This is a genomic window from Aromatoleum sp. (assembly GCF_036675785.1).
Lineage (GTDB): Bacteria > Pseudomonadota > Gammaproteobacteria > Burkholderiales > Rhodocyclaceae > Aromatoleum.
In genome coordinates this window covers 44,289-60,202 of sequence record NZ_JAKFEF010000034.1, presented here as the reverse complement: position 1 = coordinate 60,202, position 15,914 = coordinate 44,289, and the positions used below count along the sequence as shown (strand labels likewise).

Here is a 15,914-nt window from a genome sequence, read left to right as displayed (position 1 = left end):
ACCTCACTCCCAGTCGAGCGCACCGTTTTTCCACTCGACGACATAGCCGATTACCAGCACGGCAAGAAACAGCATCACCGACCCAAATACGAACCAGGCAATTTCGCCAGCCGCAATGAATTCCTGGAAGACGGTCGCCCATGGAAACAAAAAGGCGATTTCGAGGTCGAAAAGAATAAAGAGAATCGCTATCAGATAATAGCGAACGTCGAATTTCATGCGCGCGTCTTCGAACGCCTCGAAACCGCACTCATAGGGCGACAGCTTTTCACTGCCAGGTCGATAGGGAGCAAGAAGACGACCGAGAATTACCGGGACAAGCCCGAATCCCAGACCAACGAGGATGAACATCAGAACAGGAAAGTAATTTTCCAGCATCGCACCACACCCCGTTTGAATTTCTCGTCAATTCCAGCTTCAGAGAAGAAGCCGCAAGAAAACGCCCGCTTTCGCGGGCGATCTCGAATACTGGTGCCGACGGTGAGACTCGAACTCACACGGCTTTCGCCACCACCCCCTCAAGATGGCGTGTCTACCAATTTCACCACGTCGGCACGTTTGTTACAGCCACAAAATTATACGACGTTTTTCCGACTACGCAAAGCCTAAAGAAATCTATTTTGGGATCGATTGTGCTTTCGAATCCTGCGGCACTCCGTCGCCCGTCGCACCAGCGGCGCCTGCCGGGGCCACTGCGGGAGCGGCGCCTTCCATCACGCTCGTCGGCCGCGCCGGCTTATCACTTGCGAGGTAACTGAGCCCAAGGCTCGTCGCAAAAAAAATCGCCGCCAAAACCGCCGTCGTCCGACTCAGGAAATTCGCAGAGCCCGAGGATCCGAAAACACTGCCGGAAGCCCCGCCGCCAAACGCCGCACCGGCATCGGCGCCCTTTCCATGCTGCATCAATACCAGACCGATTACGCCAAGCCCGACGAGCACGTGAACCGTCAGAACGAGTGAGAAAACGAGATTATTCATTTAAGACCTTCGAATTGCCGCACATTATCCTGCCAAGCGATCCGTGCCGCTTCGCAGATACCGAGAAATTGGGCGGCGATCAACGAAGCCGCCCCGATCAAGCCCCCATCCGAATCCGGCAAACCGAACAGGGGTCCCGCACTCTCCGGTTTCACGCTTCCACCGTAAAGGATTCTGACGTCGTCGGCCCCGGGGGTTCGATCCGCAAGCCAACCGCGCACGAAAGACAGGACGCTCTGGACCTGAGCAGCGGAAGCGGCTTGCCCCGTGCCGATGGCCCAGACGGGTTCGTACGCGATCACCAGCTTGGAGAGTGACGAAGCACCGACAATCCCGGCCACGGCATCGAGTTGCCCTCGAAGGACTGCTTCCGTCCGTCCCGATGAACGCTCTTCGAGCGACTCTCCTACGCAGAGGATCGGAACAAGCCCGACACGCATCGCCGCCAAGGCCTTTCGACCGACGAGTGCGGAGTCGTCGCCGAACATCGATCTTCGTTCCGAATGACCGACGATCGTGTAGCGACAACCGAAGTCCGCGAGCATCGCCGCGCTCACTTCCCCGGTATATGCCCCCTCCGCAAATTCGCTGACGTCCTGCGCCCCGAGAGTGACGGAAGCACCGGAAAGAAGCTCCCGAGCCTGAGCGAGGTACGGAAATGGAACGCAGACCGCGCAATCGACTTCATCGGGCACCCGCGTCGAGAGCGCGCCGAGCAACTCCCGGTTGCGGGCCAGATCGCCGTTCATTTTCCAGTTCCCGACGACAAGCTTACGTCTCATCCGCCCCGAACCCAATAAAATCGTGCGATTCTATCCTGCCTGACCGCGCATGGTAAAGACGAATGCGGAAGTTGCCGACCCTGCAGCGGGTTCGACGCGGAGCGCGCGACCTCGGCATATCCGGCCGCAGTACATACAGCCCGGCCCCTTCAGCCGAACCGACCGGTAATGTAATCTTCCGTTTCGCGGCGAGTCGGATTGACGAAAAGTTGTCGCGTCCGTCCGAATTCGATCAGTTCCCCGAGGTACATGTACGCCGTGTAGTCGGATACGCGGGCCGCCTGCTGCATGTTGTGGGTCACGATCAGAATCGTGACGCGTTCGCGCAACTGGTCGATCAGCTCTTCGATGCTTGCCGTCGCGATCGGGTCGAGCGCGGAAGTCGGCTCATCGAACAGGAGCACTTCAGGGTCGGTCGCAAGACAACGTGCGATGCACAGCCGCTGCTGCTGCCCGCCCGACAACGCGAAGGCGGGGTCGTTGAGGCGCTTCTCCACCTCCGTCCACAGGGCGGCCCCCTTCAGCGCCTGCTCGACGCGGTCGTCGAGCACGGATCGGCTCCGCTCTCCGCGCACCCGCAATCCGTACGCGACGTTCTCGTAGATCGATTTCGGAAACGGATTCGGCTTCTGGAAAACCATCCCGATCCGCATGCGTACTTCGATCGGATCGACGGACGCGTCGAGAAGATTCGTGTTGTCGGGATAAAGCCGGATCGCCCCTTCGTAGCGATTGCCGGGATACAGGTCGTGCATCCGGTTGCACGCACGAAGGAGGGTCGATTTCCCGCAACCGGACGGGCCGATCAGGGCAGTCACCTGTTTCTCGTGAATCGGCAGCGTTATTGACTTCAACGCTTTGAAGTTGCCGTAGTAGAAACTGAAATCCTCTGCGGCGGCTTTGACGGCGGGAGTGTTTGACTGGGGCCGCTCATCCGCGCCCCGCTCCCTGAGGGCGGTCGCGACGCTGCCCGCCGCGGGTGCTGCGACCGAATCGTTGTCCGAAAGATTGCTGGAACGCATCGGGGCGCTTCCTACCATTTGATGTCCTTGCGCAAGTGATAACGAATCCAGATCGACACCGCATTCATGGCCAGGGTCATAAGAACCAGGATGAAGCCGGCTGCAGCTGCGTTCTGCTGGAAAGCCTCCTCCGGGCGCGAGGTCCAATTGAACATCTGGATCGGCATCACGGTGAAACCCGATTTGAGCCAATCGAAATTGATCCACGGAAATTCCGGGCCGATCGGTGACTCGGGAAGGAAAGCGATGAAGGTCAGCGCGCCGATCGTTATGATCGGCGCCGTTTCTCCGATCGCGCGCGACATCCCGATGATGACGCCGGTGAGAATTCCCGGCATCGAATACGGGACGATGTGGTCGCGCGTGACCTGCCATCGCGTGGCGCCAACGGCGTAGGCCCCCTCTCTGATGTGCTGAGGTATCGAACGGATCGCTTCGCGCGTGGCGACGATGACGACCGGCAGGATCAGGAGCCCGAGGGTCAGGCCCGCCGAAAGGATGCTCTGACCGAAGCCGAACGTGTATACGAAGACGCCCAGGGCCAGCAGGCCGTACACGATCGACGGAACGCCGGCGAGATTCGTAACATTGATCTCGATGATCTCGGTGATGAGGTTCTTCGGCGCGTACTCTTCCAAATAGACGCCCGCGGCGACACCCAAGGGCACCGCGGACAACGCGGTGACAAGCATCACGAGCAGCGAACCCACCCAGGCCGAGAGGATGCCGGCCTGCCCGGCACGCCGTGACGGGAAATTCGTGAAGAATTCAGGGGTCAGCCGCTCCCAGCCGGAGTAAGCCATTTGCAGGAATAGCGCGAGAAAGGTCAGCACACCGACCATCAGCGCAATGACGCCTGCCACGGCAAAGATGATGTCCCAGCGCTTGTTGCGCCGGACGATGCCGTGGATGATCGAGAGTTCGGAAGATTTCATGCTCGCCCTCTCAGTAAGCTTCGCGGAAGCGGCGGCGAATGATCTGACCCGCGATGTTGAGCAGCAGCGTCATCAACATCAGACTCAATCCGGCCGCGAAGATCGACTGGTAGCCGATCGAACCGTGGGGCAAGTCGCCCAGGGCCACCTGCACGATATACGCCGAGATCGTCTGCGCCTGCTCCATCGGGTTCACCGTGAAATTCGGCTGCATCCCCGCTGCCACGGCGACAATCATCGTCTCACCGACCGCCCGAGAAATCCCCAATACATATGCAGAAAGGATTCCCGAAAGCGCTGCGGGAAAGACGACCCGGACGGCGGTCTGGAACTTCGTGCTGCCCATCGCGTAGGCGCCCTCGCGCATGCTCATCGGCACGGCCCGCATCGCATCCTCCGCGAGCGAGCTGACGTAGGGAATGATCGCGATGCCCATGACGATGCCGGCGCCGAGCATGTTGAACCCGGGCAGGCTCGGAATGAAGACTTGCAGCAGCGGGATGACGACCGCGAGCGCGAAATAGCCATAGACGATCGTCGGGATTCCGCCGAGAAGCTCCAGAAAGGGCTTCACCACTTCACGAACGGCTGCGGGTGCGAACTCGGACAGGTAAATCGCGATCGTCGTCCCGAGCGGGATCGCCACGACGAGGGCCACCAGCGAAGTTGTCAGCGTCCCGGCGAGCAGCGGCAGGATCCCGTAATGCGGATCGGCGAAAAGAGGCGTCCACATCGTATCCGTAAGAAAATCCAGCAGCGGGACGGTCTCGAAAAAGTGAAACGATTCGCTGACGAGCACCCAGATGATGCCGATCGTCGTGAGAACGGACACGCCCGCGGCCCCGAACAGGAGCAACTCGATAACGCGCTCCCTGAAATTGCGCAGCCCTTTCTTCGCCAACCGGTCGCTCACGACCGTCGGCGGAAATTGGGCACTCCCCACAGCGCTGACAGTGTCGGTATCTTTCATTCTTCAACGGCAACGAAAAAACTTGCGCACGGCCCACGCCGTGCGCTTCGTCAATTAGAGTTTCGCTTCGCGGCTCAGCAGCGAATCGATCGTCACGCCGATTTCGGGCTCACCGCCGAAGACCGTGCCGACCTTTTTCTTGGCGATATGATCCAGGGCCGTTTCATAAGCCTTCGCGGGGAGCGGAACGTACTTGACTTCCGCGGCGAGTTCGCCTGCGTTCTTTAAGTAAAAAGTCACGAAATCGCGCACTTCCGGCCGCTCCAGCGATTTCTCGCTGAGATAGATGAAGATCGGCCGCGACAGCGGGTTATATGAGCCGTCCGCAACGGTCTGCGGCGACGGTTCCACGGCCTTGCCCGACGCATTCACGATCGGCACCGCCTTCAACTTGCCCTTGTTCTCGGCGTAGTACGCGTAGCCGAAATAGCCGATCGCATTCACGTCGCGCGACACGCCCTGGACCAGCACGTTGTCGTCTTCCGACGCAGTGTAGTCGCCACGCGAGGATTTCGCCTTGCCGACGACGGCTTCGGTGAAGTAATCGAAGGTCCCCGAATCGGAACCTGCGCCGAAGAGCTTGAGCGGGGCGTCGGGGAAAGAGGCGTCGACCTGCTTCCAGGTCGTGACCGTTCCCTGCGAAGCCGGCTCCCACATCTTCTTGAGCTGCTCGACGCTCAATCGCTTGACGAATTCGTTCTTCGGATTGACGACGACAGTCAGCGCATCGAACGCAACCGGAATCTCGTAGTACTTGATGCCGGCCTGGCCGCAAGCCTCCATCTCCTTCTTCAGGATCGGACGCGACGCGCCGGCTACGTCGATCTCGCCGCGGCAGAACTTCTTGAAGCCCCCGCCGGTGCCGGAAATCCCGACCGTCACCTTCACTTTCCCCTTCACGGATTTCTGGAAATCCTCAGCGACCGCTTCGGTGACGGGAAACACCGTACTCGAGCCGTCCACCTTGACGACGGATTGGGCCTGCGCGAACTGCGGACCGAAGGCGACGACTGCGGCGGCGAAAGCGATCTGCTTCATACGAGACATGCAAAATCTCCTGTTGGCGAACCATGTCGATTCGAAATCGACGTCATCGGAATGCAGGACGTCGCGCGGCGGCGCGCGACACAGCAGAAACACGCCCGAAACGGACCTCAGGGCATAGACGCCGCCGCCTCGCGTTTCGCCTCGGCACCTGCTGAAGCGCCGCTGCGCCGAGCCCTGGACCGGTACGAGCACGCGCAGTGTAGAGATCGCAGATTTCAGGAATGTGACATGTCACAATCCGCGGGCCGGTTTCGACCCTCCTCGGCATCAAGCTCGTCGCACCCCAACCTGGCCGAATCCGGCCCGTCGCAGCTCAGAGAGTGCAGCGCGTGATGCAGTCGGCAATTCTTCCGGCGAGTCGCTCCACCTCGACCGCATCCTGGCCTTCAACCATGACGCGCAGGAGCGGTTCGGTGCCCGAGGGTCGCAAGAGTACCCGGCCGCGGTCGCCCAGCTCGGACTCCGCCTGCGCGCGGGCCCGATCGATACGCTTGTCCGCCTGCCAGTCGAAACCGGACGGCAGACGCACATTGACAAGTTTTTGCGGATAAAAAACGAGGTCCGCGCAGGCCTCGGCAAGGGTCTGTCCGCTTTCGATCAGGGCAGCCAGAACCTGCAGCGCTGACACGATGCCGTCGCCGGTCGTGTGCCGGTCAAGGCAAATGATATGGCCGGAATTCTCGCCGCCGAGTTTCCACCCGCGCTCGTGAAGCATTTCCAGCACGTAACGGTCGCCGACCTTCGCGCGGGCGAACGGAACACCGAGCCGCGCGATCGCATGCTCGAAGCCGAGGTTGCTCATCTGCGTGCCGACGACCCCCTCGAGACGGCCGGCCGCCTTCCTCGCACGTGCAATGACGTACAGCAGCTTGTCGCCGTCGTAGATACTCCCGTCGCGGTCGACCATGATCAGCCGGTCACCGTCGCCGTCGAGCGCGATCCCTAGATCGGTCCCGTTGGCGAGGACCGCCGCCCGCAGGGTTTCCGGACAAGTGGCGCCGACCTCGTCATTGATGTTCAGGCCGTTCGGATCCACGCCGACCGTCACCACTTCTGCGCCGAGTTCATGGAAAACGCTGGGAGCGATGTGGTAGGCCGCCCCATGCGCACAGTCCAGCGCAATTCGCAGGCCGCGCAAATCCAGGTCGTTCGGGAACGTGCTCTTGCAGAACTCGACGTACCGACCCGCGGCGTCGTTGATGCGGCGTGCCTTGCCGAGCGAAGCGGATTCGGCGCATGTCATCGGGCGATCGACGAGCGTCTCGATCTCTTCCTCGATCGCGTCGGGCAGCTTCGCACCGCTTGCCGAGAAAAACTTGATCCCGTTGTCGTAATAAGGGTTATGGGAGGCGGAGATCACGACGCCTGCCTGCAGACGAAGCGCGCGGGTAAGGTACGCGACCGCCGGCGTCGGAACGGGACCGGCGAGCATTACGTCGACACCTGCAGCGGCGAAACCCGCTTCGAGCGCCGCTTCCAGCATGTACCCGGAAATGCGCGTGTCCTTGCCGATCAGCACGGCCGGGCGGTCGCCGTGCGGCAACTGTCCGCGTGACACGAGCGTCACGCCCGCGGCAAATCCGAGCCGCATGACGAAATCCGGCGTGATTGTCGAGTCGCCCACCCTGCCCCGGACGCCATCGGTGCCGAAATACTTCCGTCCCATTTTTCTCCCCGAAAATCGAAATGGGCGAATTATGGCATTACCGCGCTCGACCTCCGGGCCTTCAGCTCGACACTGTTACGTTCTCGACGGCCTCCCAGACCGAAAGAGCGTCGCGCGTCGCTGCGACGTCATGCACGCGTACGATGCGTGCGCCCCGTTCGACCGCCATCAATGCAGCGGCAACGCTCGCGGGTGTCCGCTCGGCGACCGCTCGTCCGGTGATCGCCCCCAACATCGATTTGCGCGAAACGCCGATGAGGACCGGCCACCCGGTGGCGGCGAAACGATCGAGCGCGCGAAACATCGCGAGGTTGTGCTCGAGCGTCTTGCCGAACCCGAACCCCGGGTCGATCGTGATGCGGCTTTTGTCGATGCCCTGCTCTTCGAGTTCGCGAACTCTCTGTGCCAGAAAATCGAGTACTTCGCCGACGACATCGTCGTAGTGCGGGCTCGATTGCATGCTTCGCGGCTCACCCTGCATGTGCATCACGCACACGGCCGCGTCGCTGCCGCGAAGCGCGTCGGCCGCGCCGGCCGCGCGGAAACCGTTGATGTCGTTGATCAGGCTCGCGCCGGCCGCGAGCGATGCGCGCATGACGGCCGGCTTCACCGTGTCGATCGAAACCGGAACCGGCCAATCGGCAAGCCGCTCGACGAGCGGCACGACCCGGTCGAGTTCCTCCTCCTCGGAAACGGATTGCGAACCCGGACGCGTCGATTCTCCGCCGAGATCGAGGAAATCGGCACCGGCTTCGACGGCTGCCTCGCAGCGGCGCAGCGCGCCGTCGACGTCGCGTCCGAGCCCGTCGCCGGAGAAGGAGTCCGGCGTCACGTTGATGATTGCCATGATCCGCGGACGCGCGAGATCGATTTCGAAACGACCGCACTTGAGCATCTGCATACGACCCCCGAAAAGAAACGGCCGGCTTGCGCCGGCCTTCGTAGCTCGGATCAATAGGCCTCGATCAGGCCGCGGGAGCCGGAGCCGTAGGCGCTGCGCCCGGCGCGTCGTCCTTCGGCGCGCGGCGCGCCGGCTGCGAACTCGGCTTCGGCGGACGCGGAGGACGGCCGGCCATGATGTCGTCGATCTGCTCCGCATCGAGCGTTTCCCACTCGAGCAGCGCACTCGTCATCGCCTCGATCTTGTCGCGGTTCTCCTCGATCAGCCGCCGCGCCAGCGCGTACTGTTGATCGATGATGCGGCGAATCTCGGCGTCAACCTTCTGCATCGTCGCCTCCGACACGTTGCGATGGGTGGTCACCTGGCGGCCGAGGAAGATCTCGCCTTCCTCTTCCCCATACACCATCGGGCCGAGCGTATCCGACATCCCCCACTGCGTCACCATCCGGCGGGCAAGATCCGTGGCCCGCTGGAAGTCGTTCGACGCGCCGGTCGTCATCTGGTCCATGAACAACTCTTCGCAGATCCGGCCGCCAAAGAGCACCGCGATCGTCTGCAGCAGACGTTCGCGATCCTGGCTGTAGCGGTCCGTTTCGGGCAACTGCATCGTCACGCCGAGCGCCCGCCCGCGCGGAATGATCGTGACCTTGTGGACCGGATCGGTCTTATCGAGCAGCTTCGCGACGACCGCGTGGCCCGACTCGTGGAACGCGGTGTTCCGCCGTTCCTCTTCAGGCATCACCATCGAGCGCCGCTCGGAACCCATCATGATCTTGTCCTTGGCGCGCTCGAAGTCTTCCATGTCGACCAGGCGCTTGCCACCGCGGGCCGCAAAGAGCGCCGCCTCGTTCACGAGGTTCGCGAGATCGGCGCCGGAAAAACCCGGGGTCCCGCGTGCAAGGATGACGGGCTCGACGTCGGGCGCAATCGGCACCTTGCGCATATGCACCTTCAGGATCTGTTCGCGCCCCCGAATGTCGGGCAAGGGGACAACCACCTGACGGTCGAAGCGGCCCGGGCGCAGCAACGCCGGATCGAGAACGTCCGGGCGGTTCGTCGCCGCGATGACGATCACGCCTGTCTGACCTTCGAAGCCATCCATCTCGACGAGCAACTGGTTCAGCGTCTGCTCCCGCTCGTCGTTACCACCGCCCATGCCGGCACCGCGCTGGCGGCCCACGGCATCGATCTCATCGATAAAAATGATGCACGGCGCGTGCTTCTTCGCCTGCTCGAACATGTCGCGGACCCGGGCCGCACCGACACCGACGAACATCTCGACGAAGTCCGAACCGGAGATCGAGAAGAACGGTACTTTCGCTTCGCCCGCTATCGCCTTTGCAAGCAACGTCTTGCCGGTACCCGGCGAACCAACCATCAACACGCCCTTCGGGATGTGTCCGCCGAGCTTCTGGAACTTGGACGGGTCGCGCAGGAAGTCGACAAGCTCCGAAACTTCCTCTTTCGCCTCGTCGCACCCGGCGACGTCGGCGAACGACAGCGAGTTCGCACTTTCGTCGAGCATCCTCGCCTTCGACTTGCCGAACGAGAACGCTCCGCCCCTGCCGCCGCCCTGCATCTGCCGCATGAAAAACACCCAGACGCCGATCAGCAGCAGCATCGGGAACCACGACACGAAGATGCTCATCAGGAAGGACTGCTCCTCCTCGGGCTTGCTCGCGTTGACCGCCACACCCGAGCGCATCAGGTCAGACACCATCCAGATGTCCTGCACGCCGGGGGTGTAGACGGTGATCTGCCGCCCTTCCTGCGTCGTGGCACGCACGAGACGCCCATCGATCGTCGCCTTCGCGATGCGACCGGCACGGGCCTCCTCGAGAAACTGGGAGTACTCCATCGTGTTGGTCGACACCTGCCGCGTGTTGAACTGGTTGAATACCGTCATCAGCACGACGCCGATAACCATCCAGATCGCGAGATTCTTGAAGAGATTATTCAACTTCTTTCCTTGAAAGCCCAACTGGGGCAGCGACAGATTGACCCATTCTAGTGGCGAACGTTCCGCGGCGTAAACCAATCGTCCCGATGGTCCCGGGCAATGGCGACGGCGTGGTGCCGGCGGCCGATCTGCTCGTTCTCCCCGCGGAGTTGGGGGCGTCCGTGGATTATTCAAGTCCGTCGGGAAGAATCTCCCGTTTCAGGCAGGCCGAACCGGCGTTCGAGTCCGCTCAGTCCCCCCGCTTTCCTAATCCGAGCAGATAAACTTCCGGGCTGCGATCGCGCGAGGCCTTCGGCTTGCGCACCTGCAGCGAGTTGAAATGCCTCTGGATTTCGCCCCGGTACTGCATGAACCCGTCGCCCTGGAAAACCTTCACGAGGAACGAACCGCCCGGCTTCAGATGCCGTGCGGCAAAGTCGAGTGCGAGTTCGCCGAGGTAAATCGATCGTGCCTGGTCCACCGTATCGATCCCGGACATGTTCGGCGCCATGTCCGAGAGTACGACGTCGGCGCGCAAGTCGCCGAGCCGTGTCTCGAGTTCCCTGAGCACCGCTTCGTCCTGAAAATCCCCTTGCAGGAATTCGACCCCCGGCAGCGCCTCGAACGCGAGAAGATCGAGCGCGAACACGCGGCCTGCCGCGCCTACGCGCCGCAATGCGACCTGCGACCACGAACCCGGCGCCGCGCCGAGATCAACGACGACCATCCCGGCCCGCAACAGACGGTCGCGATCGTCGATCTCCATGAGCTTGAACGCGGCCCGCGAGCGATAGCCCTCGCTCTTCGCGCGCTGGACGTAGGGATCGTTCACGTGCTCCTGCATCCACGCCTTGCTGGTCTTGGTTCGCTTCATCGGAGTAGAATCCATGCCCCTGAAAGATTTGAGAAAATAATGAGCGAGCTTACCCCCGCCCGGCGGCGCGAATTGCGGGCGAGCGCCCACCATCTGAATCCCGTCGTCAGCATCGCCGGAAACGGTCTGACACCGGCGGTCATGGGCGAGATCGACCGCTCCCTGCAGGCGCACGAGCTGATCAAGATAAAAGTCCATGGCGCGGAGCGCGACGCCCGCGAAGAACTGATGAAAGCCCTCTGCGACGCCGTCGGCGCCTCCCCGGTTCAGCATATCGGCACGATCCTCGTCGTGTGGCGCGAGCGACGCGAAGAAGCCGAAAAGACGGCCCCGGCGAAATCGGCCAACCCGGCCGCGAACACCACGGGCCTCGCGAAAGCGAAATCCGCCCGGGCCTTCGCCGCCGCAGCGCGTCGTACCGCGCTCATCAAGGCGGCCTCGGACAAGAAGCGTCTCGCGGCAAAGCGGACGCGCGCCGCCACGAAAAAAGCCGGACCGGCTCGCGGAAACTGACCGCCGCTGACGGACGGTTCGTCAGCGGCCCAGCAACTTCCGCGTGCCGAGGATCAGAAGTAACCCGAGCGCGCTCTGGACGAGATAGAGCACGCTCGAAATGCCATGCCACGTCGCGAAGCGGCCCCGCATCACGGTGTCCATCACTTCACGGGGCCACGCGTCCGCCTTCATCTGCGCCATCAGCGGCTGGATACCGAACTGGCTCGCGAGGGTCGTCAGCAGCATCACCACGACGAGCCAGAAGATCCAGCTTCGAAAAGCCCGCCAACCTTGGCGCATGAGGAGGAAACCGAGGACGTACACGGACGCGCCGATTCCGATCCAGCCGACGATCGCAAACAGGCGTCCGGCGACGTTGCCGGCAAGCATCCGATCGCCGAGCATGCTGAACAGTGTCGGCGCGACGATGTAGCCGATCGACCACATCGCCCCGATCCATAACGTCGTCAGCACGAGCAAGAACTGCTCGGAAAGACGACTCACGGTGCCGACCAGCCCCGATTGGAAAGCGCCACGGAATTCGGAACGATGGGACTCACACGTAACGGACGTCGATGATCTCGTACTCCCTCAACCCGCCCGGCGCCTGAACTTCCGCGATGTCGCCGGCGAACTTGCCGATCAGCGCCCGGGCGATCGGGGAGCTGATCGAAATCTTGTTTTCCTTCACGTCGGCCTCGTCGTCGCCGACGATCTGGTACGTCACCGTCAATCCCGATTCCATGTCCTCGAGTTCGACGGTCGCGCCGAACACACACCGGCCGTCCGCGTCGAGCAGCTTCGGATCGATGACCTGGGCGTTCGAGATCTTCCCCTCGAGCTCCTTGATCCGGCCCTCGATGAAGCCCTGGCGCTCCTTTGCCGCGTCGTATTCCGCATTTTCCGAAAGATCGCCGTGCGAACGCGCCTCCGCGATGGCGGCGATGACGTTCGGACGGTCGACGGTCTTGAGCCGGTGCAGTTCCTGGCGGAGCTTTTCCGCTCCGGTAACGGTGACAGGCGTCTTGCTCATGATTGTTTTTTCACTTCGGCGTGCAGCGATTGCAGCCCATAGACTTGGAGCCCTTCGAGGTGGCGCATGCCCATGCACGCGGCGCGCGCGCCCTCGATCGTCGTGAACACCGTGAGCTTCGCTGCGAGCGCGCTGGTGCGGATCGACCGCGAGTCGACGATCGCCTGGCGCTTTTCTTCGACGGTGTTGATCACGAGGCTGATTTCGTTGTTCTTGATCATGTCGACGACGTGCGGGCGGCCCTCATTGACCTTGTTGACGACGGTCACGGGAAGGCCCGCTGCGTCAATCGCCGACGCCGTGCCGCGCGTCGCGACGAGACCGAAACCGAGTTCATGCAATTCGCGCGCGACCTCGACCGCGACGCCCTTGTCGGACGGCTTGACGCTGACGAACGCCGTCCCCGACTGCGGCAGCCGCACCCCGGCCGCGAGCTGCGACTTGACGAAGGCTTCCGCAAAGCTGCGGCCGACGCCCATCACTTCGCCCGTCGACTTCATTTCCGGCCCGAGAATCGTATCGACGCCCGGGAATTTCACGAACGGAAATACCGCTTCCTTGACCGAGTAGTACGGCGGAACGACCTCCCCGGTAACGCCCTGGCTCACGAGACTCTGGCCCGCCATGCAGCGCGCCGCGATCTTCGCGAGCTGCAGCCCGCAGGCCTTCGACACGAAGGGCACGGTGCGCGACGCGCGCGGATTCACTTCGAGCACGTACACCGCGGCCTCGTCGCCATCGCCCTGGATCGCGAACTGGACGTTCATCAGGCCGCATACGTTGAGCGCGCGCGCCATCGCCTCGGTTTGCCGGCGGAGTTCGTCCTGCAGTTTCGCGGACAGCGTGTAGGGCGGCAGCGAGCATGCGGAGTCGCCGGAGTGAACACCCGCCTGCTCGATGTGCTCCATGATGCCGCCGATGATCACCTGCTTGCCGTCGGACAGCGCATCGACGTCGACTTCGGTCGCGTCGTTGAGGAAACGGTCGAGCAGCACCGGCGATTCGTTCGAAACCTTCACCGCTTCGCGCATGTAGCGCTCGAGATCCTTCTGCTCGTGGACGATCTCCATCGCGCGACCACCGAGCACGTAACTCGGCCGCACGACGAGCGGATAGCCGATCTCGGCCGCGAGGCGAACGGCCGCTTCCGGCGTGCGCGCGGTGCGGTTCGGCGGCTGCTTCAGGCCGAGGTCGTTCAGCAGCTTCTGGAAGCGCTCGCGATCTTCGGCCGCGTCGATCATGTCGGGGCTCGTGCCGATGATCGGCACGCCGTTCTCCTCGAGCGCCTGAGCGCGCTTGAGCGGCGTCTGTCCGCCGAACTGCACTATCACGCCGACCGGCTTCTCTACGTGCACGATCTCGAGAATGTCCTCGAGCGTGATCGGCTCGAAGTACAGGCGATCGGACGTGTCGTAGTCAGTCGAGACGGTCTCGGGGTTGCAGTTGACCATGATCGTCTCATAGCCATCCTCACGCAGCGCAAGCGCGGCATGGACACAGCAGTAGTCGAACTCGATCCCCTGCCCGATCCGGTTCGGCCCGCCGCCGAGCACCATGATCTTCTTCTTGTCCGTCGGCTGCGCCTCGCACTCGTCTTCGTATGATGAGTACATGTATGCGGTCGAGGTCGAGAACTCGGCCGCGCAGGTATCGACCCGCTTATAAACGGGGCGCACGCCGTTCGCGTGACGGTGCAGACGGACAGCCGTTTCGTCGACGCCGAGCAGCTTCGCGAGCCGGCGGTCGGAGAAACCCTTGCGCTTCAACTCGCGCAGCTCGCCGGCCGGGATCGCCTTCAGCGAGCGCCCGCCGAGCGCCTTCTCGGTCAGCACGATGTCTTCGATCTGGGCGAGGAACCACGGGTCGATCTTCGTCAGGTTGAAGACCTGCTCCTGCGTGTAGCCCTCGCGGAACGCCTGACCGACATGCCAGATCCGCTGCGCGCCCGGGTTCGCGAGTTCGTGTTCGAGGTCCTCCCGGTCGGCTTCGACTTCGTCGAGCCCATACGCCCCGACTTCGAGACCGCGCAGCGCCTTCTGGAACGACTCCTGGAACGTGCGGCCCATCGCCATGACTTCGCCGACCGACTTCATCTGCGTCGTCAGGCGGTCATTCGCCTGCGGGAACTTCTCGAACGCGAAGCGCGGGATCTTCGTGACGACGTAGTCGATCGACGGCTCGAACGACGCCGGGGTCGCGCCGCCGGTGATATCGTTCTTGAGTTCGTCGAGCGTGTAGCCGATCGCGAGCTTCGCGGCGACCTTCGCGATCGGGAAGCCGGTCGCCTTCGACGCGAGCGCGGACGAACGCGACACGCGCGGGTTCATCTCGATGACGATCATGCGACCGTCCTTCGGGTTGATCGCGAACTGCACGTTCGAGCCGCCGGTGTCGACGCCGATCTCGCGCAGGACCGCGATCGAGGCGTTGCGCAGGATCTGGTATTCCTTGTCGGTGAGCGTCTGCGCCGGCGCGACGGTGATCGAGTCGCCGGTATGCACGCCCATCGGGTCGAGGTTTTCGATCGAGCAGACGATGATGCAGTTGTCCGCGCGGTCGCGGACGACTTCCATCTCGTATTCCTTCCAGCCGATCAGCGATTCTTCGATGAGCAGCTCGTTGGTCGGGCTCGCCTCGAGACCGCGCTTGCAGATCTCGTCGAACTCTTCCATGTTGTACGCGATGCCGCCGCCGGTGCCGCCCAGCGTGAAGGACGGGCGGATGATGACCGGGAAGCCGATTCCACCCTGCACCTGCAGCGCTTCTTCCATGCTGTGCGCGATGCCGGAACGGGCCGAGCCGAGGCCGATCCTGGTCATCGCGTCCTTGAACTTCAGGCGGTCCTCGGCCTTGTCGATCGCGTCGCGCGAGGCGCCGATCAGCTCGACGCCATACTTCTCGAGCACGCCGTTCTTCGCGAGGTCGAGCGCGCAGTTCAACGCAGTCTGGCCGCCCATCGTCGGCAGCAGCGCGTCGGGCCGCTCCTTCTCGATGATGCTCTCGACGACCTGCCACGTGATGGGCTCGATATACGTGACGTCTGCCGTTTCGGGGTCCGTCATGATCGTCGCCGGGTTCGAATTGACGAGGACGACCTTGTAGCCCTCCTCCCGCAGCGCCTTGCAAGCCTGTGCGCCGGAGTAGTCGAACTCGCACGCCTGCCCGATGATGATCGGGCCGGCGCCGATGATGAGTATGGTCTGTATGTCTGTGCGCTTAGGCATTGCCTAACCTCGGTATTGCGTTGATGAGCGGCAGGGCGGGCTGCCGCC

15 protein-coding genes and 1 tRNA gene are annotated in these 15,914 nt (G+C 62.7%); 1 reads left to right on the top strand and 15 read right to left on the bottom strand.

Annotated features, from left to right (window positions below):
- Positions 1 to 3 precede the first annotated feature (3 nt).
- From ndhC to rlmE, 12 genes are all read right to left on the bottom strand, one after another.
- Positions 4 to 378 (bottom strand): NADH-quinone oxidoreductase subunit A, encoded by a 375-nt coding sequence (gene ndhC / locus V6M37_RS08960; RefSeq protein WP_332672445.1) that lies wholly within the window; start codon positions 376 to 378, stop codon positions 4 to 6.
- 91 nt (positions 379 to 469) lie between these two features.
- A tRNA-Leu gene (locus V6M37_RS08955) sits at positions 470 to 554 on the bottom strand.
- A 61-nt stretch (positions 555 to 615) separates the two neighbouring features.
- Positions 616 to 978: a preprotein translocase subunit SecG gene (gene secG, locus V6M37_RS08950; protein ID WP_332672444.1), complete on the bottom strand. Its 363-nt coding sequence runs from the start codon at positions 976 to 978 to the stop codon at positions 616 to 618.
- Positions 975 to 1,760 (bottom strand): triose-phosphate isomerase, encoded by a 786-nt coding sequence (tpiA, locus tag V6M37_RS08945; protein WP_332672442.1) that lies wholly within the window; start codon positions 1,758 to 1,760, stop codon positions 975 to 977. The genes secG and tpiA overlap by 4 nt, the downstream gene beginning before the upstream one ends.
- A 149-nt stretch (positions 1,761 to 1,909) precedes the next feature.
- Positions 1,910 to 2,782 carry a phosphate ABC transporter ATP-binding protein PstB gene (pstB, locus tag V6M37_RS08940; RefSeq protein ID WP_442881003.1) on the bottom strand — a complete coding sequence of 291 codons (873 nt, stop codon included), beginning with the start codon at positions 2,780 to 2,782 and terminating at the stop codon, positions 1,910 to 1,912.
- An 11-nt stretch (positions 2,783 to 2,793) separates the two neighbouring features.
- Positions 2,794 to 3,717, bottom strand: coding sequence for a phosphate ABC transporter permease PstA (gene pstA / locus V6M37_RS08935; protein WP_332672441.1), 924 nt, complete (start codon positions 3,715 to 3,717; stop codon positions 2,794 to 2,796).
- Positions 3,718 to 3,727: 10 nt separating this feature from the next.
- Positions 3,728 to 4,687 carry a phosphate ABC transporter permease subunit PstC gene (pstC, locus tag V6M37_RS08930; RefSeq protein ID WP_332672439.1) on the bottom strand — a complete coding sequence of 320 codons (960 nt, stop codon included), beginning with the start codon at positions 4,685 to 4,687 and terminating at the stop codon, positions 3,728 to 3,730.
- 54 nt (positions 4,688 to 4,741) lie between these two features.
- Positions 4,742 to 5,734: a PstS family phosphate ABC transporter substrate-binding protein gene (locus tag V6M37_RS08925; RefSeq protein ID WP_332672437.1), complete on the bottom strand. Its 993-nt coding sequence runs from the start codon at positions 5,732 to 5,734 to the stop codon at positions 4,742 to 4,744.
- Between the two features lie 313 nt (positions 5,735 to 6,047).
- The gene (glmM, locus tag V6M37_RS08920) at positions 6,048 to 7,400 is read right to left on the bottom strand and encodes a phosphoglucosamine mutase (protein WP_332672436.1); all 1,353 of its coding nucleotides are present in this window, start codon (positions 7,398 to 7,400) and stop codon (positions 6,048 to 6,050) included.
- Positions 7,401 to 7,461: 61 nt separating this feature from the next.
- Positions 7,462 to 8,301 carry a dihydropteroate synthase gene (folP, locus tag V6M37_RS08915; RefSeq protein ID WP_332672434.1) on the bottom strand — a complete coding sequence of 280 codons (840 nt, stop codon included), beginning with the start codon at positions 8,299 to 8,301 and terminating at the stop codon, positions 7,462 to 7,464.
- A 64-nt stretch (positions 8,302 to 8,365) separates the two neighbouring features.
- Positions 8,366 to 10,261, bottom strand: coding sequence for an ATP-dependent zinc metalloprotease FtsH (gene ftsH / locus V6M37_RS08910; protein WP_332672433.1), 1,896 nt, complete (start codon positions 10,259 to 10,261; stop codon positions 8,366 to 8,368).
- A gap of 229 nt (positions 10,262 to 10,490) precedes the next feature.
- Positions 10,491 to 11,114 (bottom strand): 23S rRNA (uridine(2552)-2'-O)-methyltransferase RlmE, encoded by a 624-nt coding sequence (rlmE, locus tag V6M37_RS08905; protein ID WP_332672431.1) that lies wholly within the window; start codon positions 11,112 to 11,114, stop codon positions 10,491 to 10,493.
- Positions 11,115 to 11,153: 39 nt separating this feature from the next.
- Between rlmE and V6M37_RS08900 the strand changes: the two genes are divergently transcribed.
- Positions 11,154 to 11,627, top strand: coding sequence for a YhbY family RNA-binding protein (locus V6M37_RS08900; RefSeq protein WP_332672544.1), 474 nt, complete (start codon positions 11,154 to 11,156; stop codon positions 11,625 to 11,627).
- Between the two features lie 21 nt (positions 11,628 to 11,648).
- Here the strand turns inward: V6M37_RS08900 and V6M37_RS08895 are convergent, their stop codons facing one another.
- From V6M37_RS08895 to carB, 3 genes are read right to left on the bottom strand one after another with little or no spacing between them, the layout of a single operon-like run.
- Positions 11,649 to 12,113: a DUF4149 domain-containing protein gene (locus tag V6M37_RS08895; protein ID WP_332672429.1), complete on the bottom strand. Its 465-nt coding sequence runs from the start codon at positions 12,111 to 12,113 to the stop codon at positions 11,649 to 11,651.
- 52 nt (positions 12,114 to 12,165) lie between these two features.
- Complete coding sequence (gene greA, locus V6M37_RS08890; RefSeq protein ID WP_332672427.1) at positions 12,166 to 12,642, bottom strand: transcription elongation factor GreA; 477 nt, start codon at positions 12,640 to 12,642, stop codon at positions 12,166 to 12,168.
- Positions 12,639 to 15,866, bottom strand: a complete 3,228-nt coding sequence (gene carB, locus V6M37_RS08885) for a carbamoyl-phosphate synthase large subunit (protein ID WP_332672425.1) — start codon at positions 15,864 to 15,866, stop codon at positions 12,639 to 12,641. The genes greA and carB overlap by 4 nt, the downstream gene beginning before the upstream one ends.
- Positions 15,867 to 15,914: the final 48 nt, after the last annotated feature.